Below are 20717 nucleotides of genomic sequence, written 5' to 3'. Positions count from 1 at the left end.
TTTTTTAAGTTACATTAATTAGCAACTAATTTCTCCAATTTTTCCGAAACCCCAATCTCTTTTCCGTTTTTAAAAATTCGAAATCCTTTTCCTTTACCGTATTTCTCTCCAGTTTTATCCCAAAGAATCGTAATGATATTCCCGTGATACAACACATTATCCAGACAAAACCAATCCCATTTTTCCTGTGGAATCAACGGATTTACTTCAATTTTTTCGTCTGCTCTCGGACGTAAACCCACCAGTCCCGTAATCATCAAATCGTTAAAAGTCGAATGATTGTAATAACGGCTTCTCTCCTTGTCACCCATCAACCAATAACCTGTCGTTTCATCCAGATATTCCCCAATGTATGGCTTACCACGATAATATTGCGACTGCACATACAAATCCATTTGCTTGAAATAATCGGTTTTAGCAACGAAAGTCTGATTGTAATTATTCAGAACATTTGCCAAAGCTGTCAAAGTCTGTGAACTCGCAAAAGGCCAAATCGCACCATCCCATTCGCAGGTTCCGGTTCCGTGAGTTCTAAAACGCGGACTTCTGCGCTCCGCCGTTGTTAAACCAAAAGGTGCCGAAAACCCTTTTTCATCCTTAATCTGTTCCCAGGCTTTTTCAAAACCTTTGTCTTTTTGTGGCAGATTAAAATACCACGGAATAAATCCAATCGCTTCCCGAACCTGCGCCAAAGTATCTTTCTCGGTAAACGTTTCAAAGAATTCACTTTTCGCATTCCATAATTTGGTTTCTACCAATTGTTGCAAAACATCAGCTTTGGCTTTAAATTTAGCCTCCACTTCTTTGTCACCTTTCATCGATGCCATTTTCGAAATCGCCACGGCATTTCCAAACATATAACTGTTAATCGTCGGTCTTGCATTTTGTACTTTTCGCCCACCACTCAACGATTCTTCCATTCCGTCTTTTACATCGTGTTGCCAAAACAAACCATCTTTGCGCTGACGGTCTTTTTCCCAAACCGCATAATCCGCAACCATATCCGGGTACATATCCAATAAGAATTTTTCATCTTTATTCACCAAATACCGATTGTACAGCGCATCAGCCGTCCAACTGCTGAATTTATACAATTTGTTCATCGGTTTTCCTTCATTGCCACGGTACCAAATTTTGACATCCTGCTCAATGTACTGCGGATCGTGCACCCAACGGAATTCATTAATATGATGCCCCACTGCACAAGCAATCAAATTGTATTTATCGGCATACGAACGATCTACTAAAAACTCAGTAATTCCGAAACCAAGTGGCGTTTTCTTGATGTGTTTTCGAGCCGTCCACCAACGATAATAATAAATCTCCTCAAAATTTTGCTGTGGACATTCAAACAACGGAACATTCTTTTCCATCCAAGTCCAAGCACTGTCATTCGGAATCGCAAATTTCAGATTCTCATCCTCCATCGTGTTGAAATAATCCACATAATGCTTAAAATTATCCGCTTTCAAAACAACAGAAGTTCCTTTTTTAGAATGCCCCGCACCCGATTTACAACCGCTGTTCAAAGCCGAAATCAGAATCGCAAAAGCAATTATTTTGTATTTTAATTGATGTAACATATTCAAATTATTTTAATTTTTTGGGCGTGACCCTCCGTAAAAACTTCGGGTCGTGCTGTACGTTCCCGCTTTTTTTTGATAGGCAAAAAAGCCTCTCAAAAAAAGAGCTCCACTGCCATCACTCACGCGGATAACAATCACGTTTATTTTATTTCTACTTCTTACAGGTTTTCAAAACTTGTAGATTTCCTTCTATTTTTTTTCTAACAGTTTTGTCATTCCGAGGAACGAGGAATCTCCGCAAGTAACTCTACAATCAAAATCGCCAATCTTTGTCGATCCTGCAACGGAGATTCCTCGTTCCTCGGAATGACAAACAAGATGGGATATGTCTAATAACTTAATTCGCAGAAAAACTATAAGTCTGCCCCGCTTTCATTTCCACATCATATTCATTGTACTTCGGCAATTGCACTTTAGGCAATTTTGCTTCTTTAGAAATGATTGGCTTTTTCACCTCAACATCATAAAACAACGGATTCGGGTTTTTACATTTTGCTTTTTTAAGCACAACTCCTTTATCTGCTTTTAACGTATTTTCCAATTTCAATCGACAGTTTCCTCCAATTTTTGAATACACTTTCAAAGTTGAAACCTTATTGTTTTTCCAGGTCATATCAATTACAAAACCACCTCGGGTTACCAGACCTTTGATACTTCCGTCTTTCCAGACCGTTGGCAAAGCAGGCAATAAATGAATCGCATCTTCCTGACTCTGCATCAGCATTTCGGCAATTCCTGCGGTGCAACCAAAGTTACCGTCAATCTGAAACGGCTGGTGTGCATCGAGCATATTGGGGTAGGTTCCACCACCTTTTCTTTGGTCAGCGGTTACCAAGTGTAATTGATCCTGAATTAATTTGTAGGCGTGATTTCCGTCTAATAATCTTGCCCATAAATTCACTTTCCAGCCCATTGACCAGCCTGTTGATTCGTCCGTTCTGTAAATCAGGGATTGTTTGGCTCCTTCGAATAATTCCGGCGTTTTGATTGGTGAAATCTGATTGCTCGGAAACAAACCGTACAAATGCGAAACGTGTCGGTGGTTGTCTTTCGGGTTGTCCCAATCGTCCTGCCATTCCTGCAACTGACTGTGTTTTCCGATTTTCATCGGAGGCATTTTTGCCAAAGCGTCGCTTAATTTTTTCGTATAATTTGCATCCGGTGCAACCAGTTTCGAAGCTTTAATCACATTCGAAAACAAATCAAAAACCAACTGATTGTCCATCGTAGTTCCCGAAGCAATAGTCGATTTTCCGGTTCCGCCAGCGTGTGTATTTTCAGGAGAGCTTGACGGCACCACCACCAAATAGCCTGTATTTGGATCCAAAATCATAAAGTCCAAAAAGAAATCTGCAGAACCTTTAATTATCGGATAAATTTCCTTTAAATAATTGATGTCCCCTGTGTACAAATAACGTTCCCACAAATCCTGCGAAACCCAAGCACCGCCTGTCATCCACATTCCAGACGCGGCCGAATCTACCGGAGCGGTTACGCGCCAAATATCGGTGTTGTGATGCAAAACCCAGCCGTTCGCATTGTACATTGTCTTGGCTGTTACTGCTCCCGTAACACTTAATTCTTTTGCCATTTGGATAAAAGGCTCGTGCATTTCGGTAAGATTGGTTACTTCTGCCGGCCAATAATTCATCTCGGCGTTGATGTTTGTAGTGTATTTAGAATCCCAGGGCGGAGTTACCATATCGTTCCAGATTCCTTGCAAATTGGCAGGCTGACCTCCCGGCTGTGAACTTGAAATTAATAAATAACGTCCAAATTGAAAATACAAACTTGCCAATTGTGGATCGAATTCCTTTTTGAAATCACGGATTCTTTCGTTTGTTGGTTTTTTGATGGCATCGTTTGAACCTAAATCCAATGAAACTCTGTTGAAGAATTTTTGGTAATAAGCTACGTGTGCTTTTTTTATGGTTTCGAAATCTTTCGAAATAGCTTTTTCCAAAAATGATTTGCTTTTCGCTACTTCGTCTTCCGTAATGTCCTGATAATTTTTGAAATTGGTCGCTATCGAAATATACAACGTCACCTCATCGGCTTTGTTGATGATTAGGATTCCATTGCTTGCCGAAATTTCTCCGCCTTTATTTTTGGCTTCGATTCGTCCCTGAAATTTCACTTTTCCTTTTACGTTCTCGAAATTAGTCCCAACTCCCGAAAGGATAATTTGGTTTCCTTCTGTCGAAGGAACGGTTTTGTCAATCGGGCTGTTCATAAAAACATTCGCCGTAATCTGTCCCGGCTGACTTGCCGATAATTTTACGACAATCACCTGATCCGAGAACGAAGTCAATATTTCTCTGGTAAATTCAACTCCGTTTACCGTGTATTTTACTTTTGCTGTAGCGTTTTCGATATCCAAGTCACGGTAATAATTGGTATATTTTTGATGTCCCGGAAACGAAATATACGCACTCCCAAAAGTTTGGTAGGGCATTCCGTCATTGGTTTGCGACATAATATCCTGCGTTGCCAAAGCCTGTGCTTCATCAAATTTTCCTTCGAAAATCAGCTGTCGCACTTTTGGCAAAGCTTCAATTGATTTGGTATGTGCATTGCTGTTTGGCGAACCTGCCCAAATAGTTTCTTCGTTCAATTGCAAACGCTCCACTGCGGGATCTCCAAAAACCATCGCACCCAAACGGCCGTTCCCTAAAGGCAAAGCTTCGTTCCAGATGGTTGCGGGTTTATCGTACCACAGTTTTAGTTCGTTTTTCGTTTGCGCTGTTGTGTTTTGTAAAACAAATAGCGAAAGTCCTAGAAAAGCAATTATTTTATTTTTAAACTTCATATTTTTATACTTTTTGGGCAAAACCCTAATTATTTTTAACCCCAAATTTCACAAATTATCACAAATTTTTCCAGTTACGAGAGTGCGTGAGGGATAGAAGCTGGCTACCGAAGTAGCGCGGATAGCCCGACCCGATTTGAGAAAGGGGGCGACTATGCGGTTTCGAGAGTTGCCCCGTTTTTCAAATTGGGTCACGCCCAACTATTACTTCTTGACTTCATACACTTTCAGATTTTTTTCTCCGAACATTTCATATAATTTGTTGATGTCTTTCAGCGCATTTTTAGGCAGATTTTCGGCTTTGTTGCCAAAAACATATAACTTATCGTAAGGCTCAATCACACAGGTCGATTCATCTATTTCGCCTTTTTCGTTCTTCACTTTGTTCAGATCCAGACCTAAATATTTAGCCATAAACGGGTACAGCGCCATACGTTTTGAAACGCCAAAATCGTGGCCTTCCTTGGCAAAATGAGCGTTTTCTACCAAATCTTTTTTGCCGTATAATTCGTAAGTTCTTTGGATGAAAGGGAATTCCAATTCGGGAACTGCAAGCGTCCAGTCTTTTCCGTCTGACACAATCAATTGAGGTTTTGGCGCCATCATTGCCGAAATTTCTGCATTGTTGGTTCCGTTTCCGCAAAGGTGAATTCCGCGACCGCTCTCGCACGGACAACCACCCGAAAAATGCGAAGAAACCATCACCACGGGAGCCGAAACCGTAATTCGATCATCCAAAGCGGCCAAAAACATCGTGTGCGAACCTCCGCCGGAACCTCCAGTAACGCCCACTCGCAAAATATCGGCATTTTTTATGGTTGCTAAATAATCCAGTAATCGGATTCCGCTCAAGACCTGAACGGTTGAGGCGATACTGTTTCGGTGTGTTTCATCGGGAAATTGCAATAGGGATTCGCCCCAGGCAAATAAGTCGTAACTCACTACGATTGCTCCCATTTTGGCCATTATGGCACAACGGTATTGTTCGTCTTTTCGGTATCTTCCGTCCCCGAAATGCCCGTCCGGCGTTAATATTATCGGCGATTTTTTATTCAAAGGATAGGGTTTGTAGATCGATCCCGTTGTGTAAACGCCTGGCAGAATTTCCACCGCAATATTTTCAACGCTGTAACCTTTATAAATCCTTTTTGGGGTTAAAATTGGTTTTGATTTGGGCATTGGCGGTGCTTTGTCCAAACCAAATGACGTGATCATACAGGCTTTTATTTCTTTTTTGCGTTTTTCCCAGTCGGCAACATTGGAATATAAAGTGGTTAAATAATCCAAACGTTCTTTTCCTTTATCGACTGAAACTTTATGACTTTCATATTTTCGAATTTGATATTTCCCATCTGGCTGTTTGAAATAAGTTAACTCAAAAGGGACTAAAACATTCGCCATCGAAACTTCCAGATTGCCTTGTTCAATTCGCCAATCAGCGTAATCGAGTTCTTTTCCTTTTAGTAAACCTCTGTCATCAATTACTGTGATTTTGAAAATGGTTTCAATGTTTTTGATGGTTTCCGTAACCGGTTTTCTGAAATTCGTATCGGATGTGCATTGCGCGTTTGCGAGTGTCAATCCAAAGATTGAAACCAAAAAAGCAAAAAGTATGTTTTTAATTGTAGTCATTTTTAAATCTTATAATTTACATTCAATTGTATATTTCCCTGAACCTAATTTCAAATCTTTAGTCGTTTTTCCGTTGACTTTTATTTCTGAATTATTGGCGATTGGCAATTTTATGGTCGCCGATGTATTGGCTGGAATCTCCACTTTCAGGATTAGCTTTCCGTCTTTTTTCTCCCAGGCTGAAGCAATCTTTCCGTAAATGGATTTGTAGGCTGCTTTTACAAAAGTCATATCGGCTACGATTTCCGGCTGAATAAAGAAATGCTTGAAACCCGGATTTTGATCGTCGGGAACGATTCCGGCCAGGCTTTGGTAAAACCATTCTTCGATTTGTCCCATCATAAAGTGATTCCACGAATTTCCTTTGCGCGGATCCCATTGTTCGGTTAATGTCGTTAGTCCAAATTTAATCTGAAATCCATAACCCGGCGCATCGTAATGATTGTTCATTTTGTACATCATTTCGTTTTCGCCGTTTCGTGCCAAAGCCTGAAATAAATAGCGGTTTCCAACATCGCCTGTCGTCAGTCGGTCGCCTTTTGCTTTGATATCATTCAATAAATTCTGCATCACCGCCTGTTTGTATTGCGGTTCTGCGATATCCATAAAAACGGGAACGGCATTGCTGAACTGACTGCTGGTTCCATATTGTTTGGTTTCAGGATTGAAAAACTCCTTGTTGAAAGCGTTTTTGATATCCGAAGTCAGCTTTTCATACTTTGCAATATCTTCTGTTTTGTTCAATAATTTAGAGGCTTTTGCCAATAAACTCGCTCCATAAAAATAATGAGAAGTGGCCGAAAGTGCAATCGGACTATTTTTGGAATAACCCGCCGGATGTGTTCCATAATCGTACCAATCGCCCAATCCGTGCGAGACAATATGGTTGGTCGCTTTTGTCCCTAAATAATCCACATACCTTTTCATCAGGGGATAATATTTTTCAATCAACGAAGCGTCACCGTAATATTCGTAATACATCCACGGCAGAATTACGCCTGTCACACCCCATTCCGGAGAATCGGTAAAATCACCTCCGAAAACTACATATTCGGGAACGATGGTTGGGATTAATCCGTTGTCTCGCTGTGAATCTGAAATGTTCTGCATTGTTGCCGGAATAAAACTTTCGAGATTATAATTGAACATTAAACCTGGTCCGTTTAAGTGAATTTCTTCTAACCATCCTAACTTTTCGCGTTGCGGGCAATCGGTAAAAACACTTTGAAAATTACTTTTGATGGCGTTATTAATCAGCAAGTGTGTTTTGTTGAAAATGTCATTGGAAGATTCAAAAGTTCCTGCTTCTCCTGCTGAATTGTAAATGAAATTCGATTTTAAATCTACCAATGTTGGCAGATTTTCGTCTTTAGTTTCTTTATAATTGATGTTTTCTATTTGCACATATTGAAAACCGTAATAACTGAATTTTGGTTGCCATTCTTCAACTCCTTCGCCCTTCAGCGTATAATCGTAATAATACGGTTTTCCGGTTTTTCCCTGACTGACAGTTCCGTCCTCATTCAGGCTTTCTCCTATCCAAACACGAACGGTTTGCCCTTTTTTTCCTTTGACTTTTATGGTGGTAAATCCCGAAAGATTTTGTCCCATATTGAAAACATAGAAATTAGGTTTTAGTTCTTTTGCTGTTGCAACTTCGTATTGTTTTTGGATTGTAATGGGTGTGGTAGTCTGTGGTCGCAAAACTCCTTTTGGTGCTTCCTGAACGATTACTTTTTTCCAAGCCGAATCATTGAAATCTTTAGTATTCCATCCTTTTTGTTCGAGATTTGCGTTATAATCTTCTCCTCCAAAAATACTGTTGTAAGTGATCGGGCTTTTGCTGTATTTCCATGTTTCATCTGATTTTATAAAATCTTCCGTTCCGTCTTTATAAATGACTTTCATTTTGAAAAACAAAGTGGGCGGCCCAAAACTTACATAAAATTTCGAATAACGCTCGGCAAGTGTGTTGTACATTCCGTTGCCTAATAAAACTCCAATTACATTTTCACCTTTTTTTAGTTCTTCGGCAGTTAGTTCATAAGTATTGAAATTGACTGTTTTATCGTAGTCTGTCCATAACGGAGCAAACTCGCTGTTGCCGATTTTCTTTCCGTTAATCGTTAATTCATAATGTCCCAATCCCGAAAGATAAACAACTGCTTCTTTGATTTCTTTGTTAGTTGTGAAAGGTTTGCGAAGCATAATACTTCTGCGCGACAACGAATCGGAAGCATTGATTAATGAGGCCTTTTTCTCTTTGTTGAAAGTGGCGGTGTGGTAATTTCTGCCTTCTGGTAAATGACTTTCGGCTTTGGTAATTGCTCCAATCCAAGTTGGATTTAATGCTGAAGGTGCAATTCTGAAAGAAGCTGTTTTGCTCCAACTGGAAGCTTTGTCTTTTTGGTTCCAGACTTTGACTTTCCAAAAATATTTGGATTCGTTTTTTAATGAAATTCCGCTGTAACTGATTTGAAGATTTTTATTGGAAATTACTTTTCCGCTGTTCAAGATATCTGCTTCGTTTTTCTTCAATTTTTCTTCTGATGAAGCAACTAAAATCTGATAGGCAGATTGTATAACATTCTGTTCTTTTGAAACCAACTGCCAGCTTAATCTTGGTTGGTTTTCAATTACTGCCAATGGGTTTTCTGTCATTTCGCATCTTAAATGCACAGCAGAAATTTGTCCATTTAAAATGAACGAAATCAGAAGACAAAAGAGGAATAATATGTTTTTAAAATTCTTCATATTTTATTTTTTGCACGCAGATTCAGCAGATTGGGCAGATTTATTTTTTTAATTTTTTAAATATTTCAATCTTATAATTTCTTTGTCACCAATGATTTAATATTAAAAACTGCTTCGGGAATTAATTTTCCTGTATCCGGTAAATCGGTGAAATCCGGTGTGTCTGGTTCGGTGTCTGCATTTGGTGCGTAACGCTGATCGCCTGTGCGGAACATAATGCGTGAAATGCCATCAACCGGAGCATAGAATATTTTGTTGGTTTCTTTTCCGTCATTCCCTTTTACGGTGTAGGAACGGGAAGTTACGTCCAGTTTTACAGTAATCGTGTATTCTTTTCCTGCCTCATATTTTCCAATTCCGCCGTGACGGGCTCCGTGTTTCACTTTTATTTCTCCATCCGAATCGAAAACGATGCGAATCGCAGGCAATCCTTGTTTGTTTTGGAATTCTACCTGTAACAATCCGTGATTATTTTGTTCGGGTTTTACGGTGAAAGTGGCTTCCATTTTTTGGGCAAACGGAATCACACGTTCGGCGCGGGAATAGTCAAAAAAGTCCTGATCTCTTAAGGTCAGCCATTTTTTGCCATCTGTTTTCTTTTCGATTTTGGTGGATGCCCAGGATAAATTGTAAGTGTTCCATAATTTTAATTCTTCGCCGTTTGGCAAATCGTTGAAAACATCATTGGCGTTTTCTTTTACTTCACTAGTCACCGGAACTGGTACCGAAGCTACCCAAATGTCTTCTTTGTTGACGCTGTAGCTTACCCAAAGTTTTCCGTCAGGCGGAGTTCCGTTTCCTTCGAGGATTCCGCGGACGTATTGTGGTCCTACAGATTTGTAGTTTCCTCCGTAACGCATCGGGCTTACTTCACCGTGAACCAATAATAAATCTTTGTAATTTAGTCCGTCGTCACTTGTTGAAATTGCCAATGGCCAACGGTATTCTGATGGATTGTAAACGGTTGCATAACGATTATCGGAAGTTTTTTGTCCCCAGATTTTCGCATTACTATTTACAAATCCGGGCGCTCTTAACGGCGTGTATTCCCAGGTTTTGCCATCGTCTTTGCTTAAAGATGTTAAAGCGAATTTCCATAAACCGACTATATTTCCGTTTGGTAAATGGTAATAATTAAAGGCTTTATATTGTTTTTTTAATGGAATCAAAGCGTCATCTCTATCGGCTTCTTCGACCCATTGTTGCATCAGTAAAGGTTTTGACATCAGCTCATCGCAGGCTTTGACGAATTTTTTATCTTTGCTTTTGGTATAAAACGGAAAGGTCGTTGGCAACGGATTTCCGGTTTTATTGTATCTGATAAAATAAATTGGACCATACGTTCCGTCTTTATAAATTTCTCTAATTACACGACCAATTCCTTTTCCGTCATTCGGATCGTCTTTTTTGTCCAAGGCTACTCCGTAATAACCGGTTGCCAGCAATCTGTTGTCGGAGGAAACATAAAAGCCCATTCGTTGGTGCATAATGGCATCGATGTTTTTGGCAACTACTTCTACTCCTTCTTTTTTAAAGCCGTCAGGAACGTGGTAAATTGGAAAAAGCACGGCTGGTTTTGTCCAGTTTACCCCATCTTTGGAAGTCATCATAAAAGTCTGGCTCGGCGGAATGTGTTCTCCGGACGGGTCGCTTAAATAATGCAGGTAAAAAGTATTGTTCCAATATGCCATCATCGACTGGTGGTTGTACGTCCAGCCAAAACCGTCTGCTTTTTCAGGATGTTCACGGCTGGCGCGCATAATCTGTGTGGCGTGAACACCAACTGCAGGACTCAATTGTCCGTGGTGGTAATCGACATTGGAAAGTGTTTTGCCTGTATATCGTATCGTGTCTTTTTGGGCTTGAACCGAATTGACTGCTACACAGCTCAACAAAAGGGTTGTTGCTGTTACGATATTGGTTTTTATGTTTTGAAATGCAATCATTGCTTTTATTTTAATAACTTCTGTAAGACCTACCAGGTTTTAAAAACCTGGTAGGTCTGTTGAAGATAAATTATTTCTTATCAATTAATCCTTTTAGAATGTCTGCGGAAATTGTGGTAATCGTTCCGTGTTTGTGTCCCTCGGGAAGCGATATTTTTGATGATACATCTTCGAAATTTACAAAATCGGAAGTGCTTAAGGCTTTGTAATTTTTGGATCCGTAATTGTCATAATACAGCAACCAGTTTTTACCCACTTTCACGACCGTTGGTCCTTCTGATAAATATTCCGTTAAGGGTTTTGATCTTTTTTCGAATGGTCCTAAAGGCGATTTTCCGAAAGCTACTTCTATGTTTCGCATTGGTCTGGTGTTGTCTTTTAGAACCAAAACGTAATCCTTTTTGCCTTTTTTTACAATTACACAATCAATGACGCTGAAACCGGGATCGTAATACAATTTCGTATCCGAAAAGGTTTTGAAATCTTTTGTGGTTACGTAGTACATTCGGTGGTTGTTTTTCTCGTCTTCAACTCCTTTTTCGAATCGGAATGGGATTGTGGATGCCCAGATAATAATGTATTCTTTTTTGACATCGTCATAAAAAATCTCGGGCGCCCACACGTTTATGACTTCAGGTTCGTGTTTCATTACTGGAATATATTCCTGTTTTGACCAATGGATCAAATCTTTGGAACTGGCGTAGCCGAAACCGTTTCCACCTTTCCAGTCGGTTGTCCAGACCATATGGTATGTTCCGTCTGCGCCTTTTGTGATGGAGGGGTCACGCATTATTTTGCTGGATCCGATTTCGGGTTTTAGGAAGGATCCTTCCAAACCTTTCCAGTTGTAGCCGTCTTCGCTGTAGGCAAGATACAAACCTTCGGTAGCGGGTTCCCTGAAAGAGGTGAAAAGGAAAATTTCTTTCTTCTTTTGGGAATAGCTTACTGCAAAAAGTGAAAGCGTTAATATGATGAATATTTTTTTCATTGTTATATTTTTCTTCTCCACGACTTTCTCCAAAAGTGAGAAAGTCAAAACTGAAGATTTTTTTATTTAAGTTGTAATGCCATTTGGTCTTCTGAAAAATATTTTCCTTTCCATTTAATAGCATTTTTTTCAGAACTGAACGTTACAAAACCGAATTTTTCATATAATTTTTTGGCGTTTGCATTATTTGAAATTACGGTTAAGTTAATTTGTTCAATGTCGTTGCTTTTCTTAACTCTTGTTATAAGCTCTTCTATAAGTTGTTTTCCAATTCCTTTGCCACGAAACTCATTTGAAACATACATTCTGAATAAAATTCCTTTGTGTCTTAATTTTTCTCTGTCATTTCCATCTCTTGTAAAACTTACGACTCCTCCCAATTCATTTTCGACATAGGCACCCAATGTAAAACTGTCTTCTTTATCATTGGTAGGAAACTTTGAATTCAAATCGTCATTTGGCGTAATCCTAAAATTTTCTTCGTCATTAATGAGTCCAATCGTTAAAAACTCTTTGTACTCACTATTTTTATTAGATTTAATTTCAGCTATTTTTATTGTTCCCATTTTTTTATTTTTTTCTGCAAAGTGTCCAAAACTTTGTAGGTATGATTTTGTCTAATGAAATACCTACAAGGTCAAAAAAAGACCTTGTAGGATTAGGCGTTTCCTCTTAATGGGGCAAAAAAGCCAAATCTCTCTCTCTTTAGCCCCGATTGCAGTGAAAATCCTTTTGTGCCGGTGTTCGGCACAAAAGATTGTAACGGAAAGCGGGACGATGTTTCCTAAAATGCCCAATGTTTTTGCTCCTGAAAATAATTACGTTATTCTGTAATTGCTTTTTTATCCAAGTCTTTTCCTTTTTTGACAACTGTAGTCACATTGTTGAAGACATTGTTTTTTAGGAAAATATTTTTGGTGTCTTTTCCATTGGCTTCGATGAAAATATCGGTGGCGTTGAACGGAAAATTGTTGTTGATCATAATGTTCGAGGCGTTGTCGATTTTGATAACCGGAACTCCTTTTATCGGTGTTGATGAACCTACATTGTCCAGAATGAGGTTTTTAGCATCGGTGATTTTGAAAGAGGAACCCACGGTTGCGTTGACTTTTACGTCGTGAAATTCTACATCGGTCGCCGTGTTTATGGTGAAACCTTCCTTGCCATCCATATTGATGTTGGAGAACGTGATGTTCTGAATTGGCATTTCAACAATTCCGCGAACGAATCCGGCTTTGTTCACATTCCCGCCTGTAACGTTGCTGATGTGGATGTTTCTGAAAATCGGCGTGCGCTCTGTAACGGGCTCTGCGGGATTGTCTTTATCATAGAAAAGATCCAAAATAATGGCTTCTTCCTTGATGTTTTTCATCACGATATTGTCCACCCGAATGTCTTCGACAACTCCGCCACGACCGCGGGCCGATTTGATGCGGATTCCTCTGTCGGTACCGTCAAAAACGCAGTTGGATATGGTGATTTTTTTGATTCCGCCTGACATTTCGCTTCCGATAACGACACCTCCGTGACCGCTTAACATCGTGCAGTTGGTGATGGTAACATTTTCGGTTGCTTTTCCATATTTACGACCGTCTGCATCGCGACCTGATTTGATGGTGATACAGTCGTCGCCCACGCTGATATGGCAGTTTGAAATGTGAACGTTGGTGCAGGACGAAGGGTTGATTCCGTCTGTGTTTGGCGAATGCGGATTGTTAATTGTAATTCCCGTTATATTTACATTGTCGCAAAATTCAGGATTTATGGTCCAGAAAGGCGAATTTTTGAAGGTTACGCCTTCGATTAAAATATTCTTGCAATTGTAGGCCTGGAAAAAAGAAGGTCTGAAAAAGTGTTTGTCAATTGTTCTTTTGTAGTATGGTTCGTAGACGATTCCTTTGTTTTGCTCGGTCCACATTTTTTGGTATTTCGTTTCCGGAATTGGTCCTTTGGCGCTTTCAATTCGGTAGACTTCATTCCACCACGCTTTTCCTTGTCCGTCAATTACGCCTCTTCCTTTGATGGTGATGTTTTCGACATCTTTAGCATAAAATAATGGGGAGAATGACTGCATCACGATGCCTTCATAACGCATTTCTACATACGGAAGGTAATCATCGAAATTCTCTGAAAATTTCAAAAGTGCGCCTGAATCCAAATGGATTGTGATGTTGCTTTTTAGTTTTAAAGCGCCTGTTAAGTATTCTCCGGCTGGGAAAAAGATCGTTCCGCCACCGTTTTTAGATGCTTTTTCGATAGCGGCTTGAATGGCTTCGGTGCATTTAATTCCTTTATTGTTTCCGCCTTCGTTTAGGATGTTTAGCCAGCCGTCGTTTGCGAAAGCGGTGTTTAGTCCTGTGATGAAGAAAAGTATGATTATGATGTTTTTGATTTTCATAGTGTTGTTATTTGGCACGCAAATTCTGCGGATTTTTGCAGATTATTTGTTTGACGTTAGAATTAAAATCCAGTCGTTTCCGTCTTCTTTTTTGCCGGAAGGCTGGAATTCTTTTGTTCCTTTATTATCAAATGTTCCAATCTTTGTTTTTTCACCATTTCTTGGATTGTACCAGGTTGCGGTTACTTTATCACCTGAAATTTTGCCCATATTCACGGTAATTTTTCTTCCGGTATAGGTGTAAATCAAAGCATAATCATTTCCTCTTGTTGCCACCTGATAATCGTATTTTTTGCCTTGATTGGCCACTAATGACTGATCCGGAACTCTTTCTAAATATGGAAATTCCAACATCAGATTTTTAATGTACACCATTTGTCCGGCTCCAGGCGCATTGATGGCCGATGACCATAATTCTTTGTTTCCGTAGGCCGGATTGTCTCCTTTTCTGAACATCTGCATAACCGCATTGTGTCCGTAAGTGTAACCTGCTCCGCCTGCGAAAACCGACCAATATCCGTAGCGACGTACATCACTGGCAGTCCATTTTGGCTGTAAGGTATCGTGCAGTCCGTGTGGAATTCCTTCGTATGATGGTTCTCCATCAAGGGTTGGTTTGGTTGGTTTTAAATCCCAGTCTCTTTGAACGAATTTGAAATTGTCTTCTTTGAATGAATTTTTTAAAGTGTCCTGATCGTATCTTCTGTGACCTGACTGGAACATATTGAAATCCAGCCAGCTTGCATTATGAAAATTCTCTGATGAATCGGTTCTTCCGAATGGATGGAACGTTACTAACTGATCCGGATTACTGGTTTTTAAAATACTTCCGAGTGCGTTCCAAATGTCCTGAAATTTATCTCCGTAGGTATCGCCACCGTTCAGCCAGATTACATTAGTTTTGTTTTTATATCTGTCGGCTAAAAACTTAGCATATTTTTCAACATCCGCTTTCGTTACTTTGCTTTTAGCACTACTAATATTAGTTCCCCAAACCGGAACCATTGCTAAATAGATTCCATTTTTTTGTGCTACTTCCAAAGTGTAATCTACGTGGTCCCAGTAATCATATTCTGGAGCATTGTTTGGATCGTTGCCTGGTGACGTAATCTGATGCGCCACATTATCATTCATTAATGCCTGGTCGCCATAAGCATTTACAGCATTCACATTATGCAAAACCATTACCTGAACGACATTGAATCCTTTTGCTTTTCGGTCTTCCAAATATTTAACAACACCTTCTCTGTCTAATTTTCCGAATGTCAGCCAGCCTGTATCACCTAGCCAGAAAAATGGTTTCCCGTCTTCGGTAACAAAATAGTGCTGGTTTGGGGAAACTTTAAGTTTTGGCAGGTTTTTGGATTGAGAAAATCCGCATTGAGCTGTCAGCATAAAGCTTATACAAAGGGCGTATAAATATTTAATTTTCAGGTTCATTTTATTTTTATTTTGAATAATGTATTTATTTTTTTGCCACAGATTAAAAAGATTGAAATGATTTCTGGTCTGTGTATTTATTTTTTGCACTCAGATTTGGCAGATTGAGCAGATTTTAATCTGTGTTAATCCTTATAATCTGTGGCTAACTTTTCTTCACTACGAATAGTACTTTTTCTTTGATTTCAACTTGTGGAATTACGACTTGTTTACCTCCGCTGATATTTGCTTTTTTGGTGATAGTTCCATTGGAAGCATTGATTGTATATACTTCGAAAGTTCCTTTGTAATTGGATAAATCAATCGAAACATCCTGATCATTTTTCAGATAAAAAAGATAGGCATTGCCTTCATTTTCCAGTGTCCAAAGCTTATCTGAAAAAGTAGTTCCTTCTGCAAACTTCATACCAGCAAGGGCAGAATGAAAGACAGAAAGTTCAATTTTTGGAACATTTGCCAATGAAGCTCCCGCCATTAATGCCGGCCATCCAAATCTTGGTGCTCCCATAGTGGAATATAGCACTGCTTTTTCCGGATATTTTTCACGGTATTCGCGAACGGCGCGATACACCTGATCGTCTGTTTCTTTTCCGGTTTTGATTTTACGTGCGTGCTGACGTGGTGCTAAATTTTTTCCACCTTCTGGCGCGTAAAGCGTTCCGTCTTCTTTGTAGTACCAATATCTAATATCAATTACATCTACCGTTTTTGCTCTTGCTTCATCATTTAAGATTGCATCCTGAACATCTTTTGTCGCACTTAAAACTATTTTGGATTCGTTTTGATTTGTCTTTTCGTAATTGGCAATCACATCAATCCAAAATTGCATAAAGCTTAACGGCCCAGTATATTCGGCACTTGTGAGTTGCAGAACGTTAGCATTATCTTTAAAATTCTCTAAATTTTTCTCGATAAAGGCTACGTGTAATTTACGGATGTCAGCATTTTTTACATCATAAAATTGTTCGGCAAGGAAAATCCTTTTGTCTCCTGCATACGGTGGAGGTTCCGGCAATCCTGTTATATTGATATTATTCGCTGGACGCCATGGGGAACTTGCCCAATGTGCTCCGGCTTCTAAAATATTATGCTGAAAATAGGCTTCGTTTAAAAGTATTTTATTTTTTTGGCCTGCTAATTCTGCAAAGGTTTTCAATCGGTTCCAATACCAGGCATTGTATCGTGTCAAATCGTATTTGCTCAAATGGTCCCAGGCAATTCCCTGTCCGCTTCTGTCGAAAGGCTGTTCGTAAAATGGTGCCCAAACATCGGCATCGATTCTTCTGATGCGTTCGTGGTCGGCCATTCTTTGTTCGTACCAAAGTCCGTAATTATGATCGATTGCCGATTTATTATTTTCGACTAAATAGTTTACGGTTTCCTCCAGATTATCGGTATAACCAACTCCATAATGTCCCGGAACAAATCTCGTAATATGCGGCCTTGATTTTGCAATTTCAGATTCGCGTAAACTGCCTCTCCACCACGGCACATCAACGATTTCTCCGGTGATTACACCTTTTGAAGTGGTTAGTAATCCATTAGTTACGGTAATTTTATCAGTATTGGTATTTGTAAAAGCATCGGTTTTTACTTCGTCAATGCGTTTTGCTTTGGCATAATCAACCGAAATTGGATTTCTTGTTGATGCTTTACTGATAAACTGTTTTAAAGTTTCATTTAATTTATGAGCTTCGGCTGTTAAAGCTGTCGCTTGTTCTATCGTTGGACTTGAAGAAGGTTCAGAACCTAAATCCATAATTTGAGCATTCATCGGTAATTTACCCAGACGCTGTTCTAATAAACCATAAAATAAACTTCTTGGGCTGATGTGATTGTTCACGTCTTTCCAATGTCCGTTTCCTGCCCATTGCGCCCAAACTCCAAAAGCCCAGTTGTTGGCTGTTGGCGGATTGTAATTTTCTATTTTGGATGCCGATGTTTCCCAGATAACACTGTTGGCAGCATTCCAGCCTAAACCTCTTCCGTCCTGTTCTTTATTTTTGAAACTAATGGCATTTCCGTCAATTAAGGAAACGTCGAAAAGTATCCCGGTTGCCCAGCTTCCAACTGATCCGCTGAAACTATAGGGCTGATGTGATTCGCATTGCAAAAACACATTTGGTCCAGCAGTGGCGTAACCTCCGACAACAAAATCATTATATCCAAATTCCGAATAACATCTTTGAAATAAAGTCTGTTGTCCTTCGGTGTAAAACGTATTTCTTCTATGTGCTACGATTTCCGAAATTGGGTTTAAAGCCAGACAATCTTCAACAGTAATTCTTTTGGCCGTTTTTAAAATTGAAACTGCACCTCCGGCAAACTGCTCAAAATTGACTTGTCGTACCCAGATATCTTCTGCGTTTTCTATAGAAACTCCAGTCCATCTGTGTTGTTCGTCTTTTGGATTTGTGGTATCATATTCTGATTTTAATGTCAGATTTTCTACACCCGAATTATTAATTCTGCCTGACCAAGTGTAATTTACTACAGTTGATTTTGATAATTCTTCGTCTAATGCATTTGTTAAAGGCGCATCAATTGTAATTTTATTTTCCTCAATATTTATAATTTCTCTGTCCGCATGAATGACAAAATCATCAGCTTTCCATCCGATCCATCCGCTTTCTCCGCCAAAATCATTCATTGACAAAAGATCAATCCACTTTTTTGTGATTGGTGTATTGATTAAAATGTGATCTCCTTTTTTAAAAGCATCAGCATTTTTTACTGCTAAAACCGTTGCTCCAAGTGGCGTGTAATTAGTTGCAATTTCTGTTGTTTCTTTGAAAACACGATTATTAATTCCGTTTATATTGACAATAGCTTTTCTATTGATTGAAGTTCCTAACAGAATCGTTCCGTTATTGTCGGAGCCGCTTCCTCTTAGTACAATTCCACTTTCCTTAATATTGATTTCACCCGAAACTTTGAATATTCCTTTGTCTAAAAGTATCGTTCCCTTAAAACCGTTTTTATCAGCTTTCAATTTGGCAACATAATCTATTGCGAATTGAATTGTTTTGGTTGCATCACCTTGAATATGCGGTACAAAAACTTTGATAGCTACATTTGGAATCGCAACCGAAGATGCTTTATAACCGGCAAAAGAAAAATCAGGAATTTGGTTTCCCTGATTATCGGCAGTTAAAGAAAGTTTTCCTTCTTTAGTTTTTGTAATATCTGGAAATGTGTTTTGTGCGTTAGTAATGTTGGCATTAAAGAAAATAAGAAAACAGGATAAAGCGAGTAAATCCTGTTTTCTTATTATATTTTTTATCTGGATAAAATTCACTTTAAATTTTATTTAATGGGTTATTCTTTTTTAAATTAGACCTGACAGGTTTTTAAATCTATCAGGTCTTATCAAACTAACTTAAAAAACACTTATTGCAATAATATTTTTGATAACGTATCCTTGTTATTTTCTGTTTTCGTCCAATCTGTTTTACCTTTTGGATCTATACCATTAAAATATTTTTCAATATTCGTATAACCATCACCATTTGAATCTTTATTTGCATCAGAGGCATCGTTTAGATTTAAACCAAATTTCTTTTCCCAGGCATCCGGGATTCCATCACCGTCTGAATCTTTATAGGCTTTACCTTTGTATTCCGGATAACCGCCCACCTGATCAGGATGTGTGATGATTCCTTTTTTATACGAATCGACAGGTAATCTTCTTTTGATGTATGCTGCACCAATTGTATTTTCCAGGCCGTCTTTTACCTCAATTTTTCCGGTACGAACCTGTTTAACGATTCTTTCATCGACTGCATCACGTTTTGGTAAAGTTGCTCCTGCATTTTCCAACACAAAATCATAAGCCTGATCCGCTTTCATAATAGAAATTGTTGGGGTTGCAAAAGGTTTATTTTGTTTAATTTGTGCCAAAAAATCTTTGGTTATTTCAGGTGACAAATCTTCTAATTGCACACCTCCGTTCCAGTTATCGGCTGTTACTTCAGGTGAACCCGCAATAAAGTTCCCGTCAACAAATGCTTTTCCAAATCTTTTCGGACTGATAGAACCTGATTCGGGTTTTATAATTCGGTAACGAATCGGCTGATCAGTTGGGGTGATTGGTCCCGGTTTGAAATAATTATTGATAATGTTGTATTGTGAACGATAATCACCTCCATCAAGGGTACGGTTCCACCAATTGAAAACGACGTTATTCACAAAGTTAAAACTTCCATACATTCCAACTGAGGCATTTCTCGAAATATTATCGGCCCATAAATTGCGAATAAACATACTATTTAAACCACCGATAGTACTTCCGAAAGCATGATTGTAGGTATCCAGGCCTTCTGCCGAAATGGTATTCTGAATGGTTACATTAACCGCTGGCAGTTTTTCTAATTTTGATTTTTCATTCGCCTGAAATTGATGGCGGTACAACGAAATATTTTCGTCTAATCCCCAGCTCATGGAACAGTGATCGATAATTACGTTTCCGATTACGTTTCCTCCCAAAGCGTCGTCACGACGGGTTACTTCAGTTTCTCCACGCCGAAAACGCATATAACGAATGATAATGTCGTGTGTGTCTAATAAAAGAGATTCTCCCGCAACGCAAATTCCGTCACCCGGTGCAGTTTGTCCCGCGATAGTGATGTAAGGTGCACGAACAGTAATTGGCTTTTTAAGGCGAATGATTCCCGAAACATTAAACACTACTGTACGGGCTCCAACGGCTTCGAGTGCTTCACGAAAAGTTCCTTTTCCACTGTCTTCTAAACTTGTAATAACAAATATTTTACCGCCTCGTCCACCTGGTGTCTGAGCTCCGCCACCCATTGCACCTGGAAAAGCAGGAATATCAGCATGAACTAAATCAGTTGGTAATGCCGCCCAGGGTACATAAGGACGTCCTTGCAATTCTTCGGCTTTGATGATGTGTTCATTGGCTTTCCAAATCTGATCCAAACGCTCACTTTCAGCTTTCATCATGGCATCGGTTTTTTCCTGAATTGGTTTTGGAATATCAGGATATTGTGCATAGGCTGATGAAAAAAGAGAACAAAAGGAAGCTACCATAATTGTTCTTCTAAGAGTGGTCTTTTGTAAATTGTTTTGCATAAGTGCTAATATGAAATTATTAGTTAGAATAGTTTGACACTGTAATTCGCAAAAGGTTTAACTTAAAAATGTT

Annotated in this window: 11 protein-coding genes; all 11 read right to left on the bottom strand. The window is 39.1% G+C overall.

Going from position 1 to position 20717, the window contains the following annotated elements; genetic code table 11:
• Positions 1 to 14: 14 nt before the first annotated feature.
• The 11 genes from FLACHUCJ7_RS00915 to FLACHUCJ7_RS00865 all read right to left on the bottom strand — a co-directional run bounded on the left by FLACHUCJ7_RS00915 (position 15) and on the right by FLACHUCJ7_RS00865 (position 20644).
• A complete protein-coding gene (locus FLACHUCJ7_RS00915; RefSeq protein ID WP_180907557.1) occupies positions 15 to 1583 on the bottom strand; it encodes an MGH1-like glycoside hydrolase domain-containing protein in 1569 nt (522 codons plus the stop codon).
• 340 nt (positions 1584 to 1923) lie between these two features.
• Entirely contained in the window at positions 1924 to 4395 is a 2472-nt protein-coding gene (locus tag FLACHUCJ7_RS00910; RefSeq protein ID WP_180907556.1) for a glycoside hydrolase family 95 protein, read from the bottom strand.
• A gap of 204 nt (positions 4396 to 4599) precedes the next feature.
• A complete protein-coding gene (locus FLACHUCJ7_RS00905; RefSeq protein ID WP_230408771.1) occupies positions 4600 to 6027 on the bottom strand; it encodes an acetylxylan esterase in 1428 nt (475 codons plus the stop codon).
• A 9-nt stretch (positions 6028 to 6036) separates the two neighbouring features.
• A complete protein-coding gene (locus FLACHUCJ7_RS00900; RefSeq protein WP_180907555.1) occupies positions 6037 to 8781 on the bottom strand; it encodes a glycoside hydrolase family 78 protein in 2745 nt (914 codons plus the stop codon).
• A gap of 71 nt (positions 8782 to 8852) precedes the next feature.
• The gene (locus tag FLACHUCJ7_RS00895; RefSeq protein ID WP_180907554.1) at positions 8853 to 10727 is read right to left on the bottom strand and encodes a sialidase family protein; all 1875 of its coding nucleotides are present in this window, start codon (positions 10725 to 10727) and stop codon (positions 8853 to 8855) included.
• 70 nt (positions 10728 to 10797) lie between these two features.
• Entirely contained in the window at positions 10798 to 11715 is a 918-nt protein-coding gene (locus tag FLACHUCJ7_RS00890; RefSeq protein WP_180907553.1) for a glycoside hydrolase family 43 protein, read from the bottom strand.
• Positions 11716 to 11777: 62 nt separating this feature from the next.
• Positions 11778 to 12281, bottom strand: a complete 504-nt coding sequence (locus FLACHUCJ7_RS00885) for a GNAT family N-acetyltransferase (RefSeq protein ID WP_180907552.1) — start codon at positions 12279 to 12281, stop codon at positions 11778 to 11780.
• Between the two features lie 257 nt (positions 12282 to 12538).
• Positions 12539 to 14113, bottom strand: a complete 1575-nt coding sequence (locus FLACHUCJ7_RS00880; RefSeq protein WP_180907551.1) for a glycoside hydrolase family 28 protein — start codon at positions 14111 to 14113, stop codon at positions 12539 to 12541.
• A 42-nt stretch (positions 14114 to 14155) separates the two neighbouring features.
• Positions 14156 to 15553: a glycoside hydrolase family 140 protein gene (locus tag FLACHUCJ7_RS00875; protein WP_180907550.1), complete on the bottom strand. Its 1398-nt coding sequence runs from the start codon at positions 15551 to 15553 to the stop codon at positions 14156 to 14158.
• A gap of 145 nt (positions 15554 to 15698) precedes the next feature.
• Positions 15699 to 18851: a DUF6298 domain-containing protein gene (locus tag FLACHUCJ7_RS00870; protein ID WP_180907549.1), complete on the bottom strand. Its 3153-nt coding sequence runs from the start codon at positions 18849 to 18851 to the stop codon at positions 15699 to 15701.
• A 92-nt stretch (positions 18852 to 18943) separates the two neighbouring features.
• Positions 18944 to 20644, bottom strand: coding sequence for a pectate lyase family protein (locus FLACHUCJ7_RS00865; protein WP_180907548.1), 1701 nt, complete (start codon positions 20642 to 20644; stop codon positions 18944 to 18946).
• Between the last annotated feature and the right edge of the window lie 73 nt (positions 20645 to 20717).

This window comes from Flavobacterium salmonis, assembly GCF_903819435.1.
Taxonomy (GTDB): Bacteria; Bacteroidota; Bacteroidia; order Flavobacteriales; family Flavobacteriaceae; genus Flavobacterium; species Flavobacterium chungangense.
Note: the sequence above shows the minus strand (reverse complement) of the source record. Positions and strands in the feature narration are given on the sequence as shown.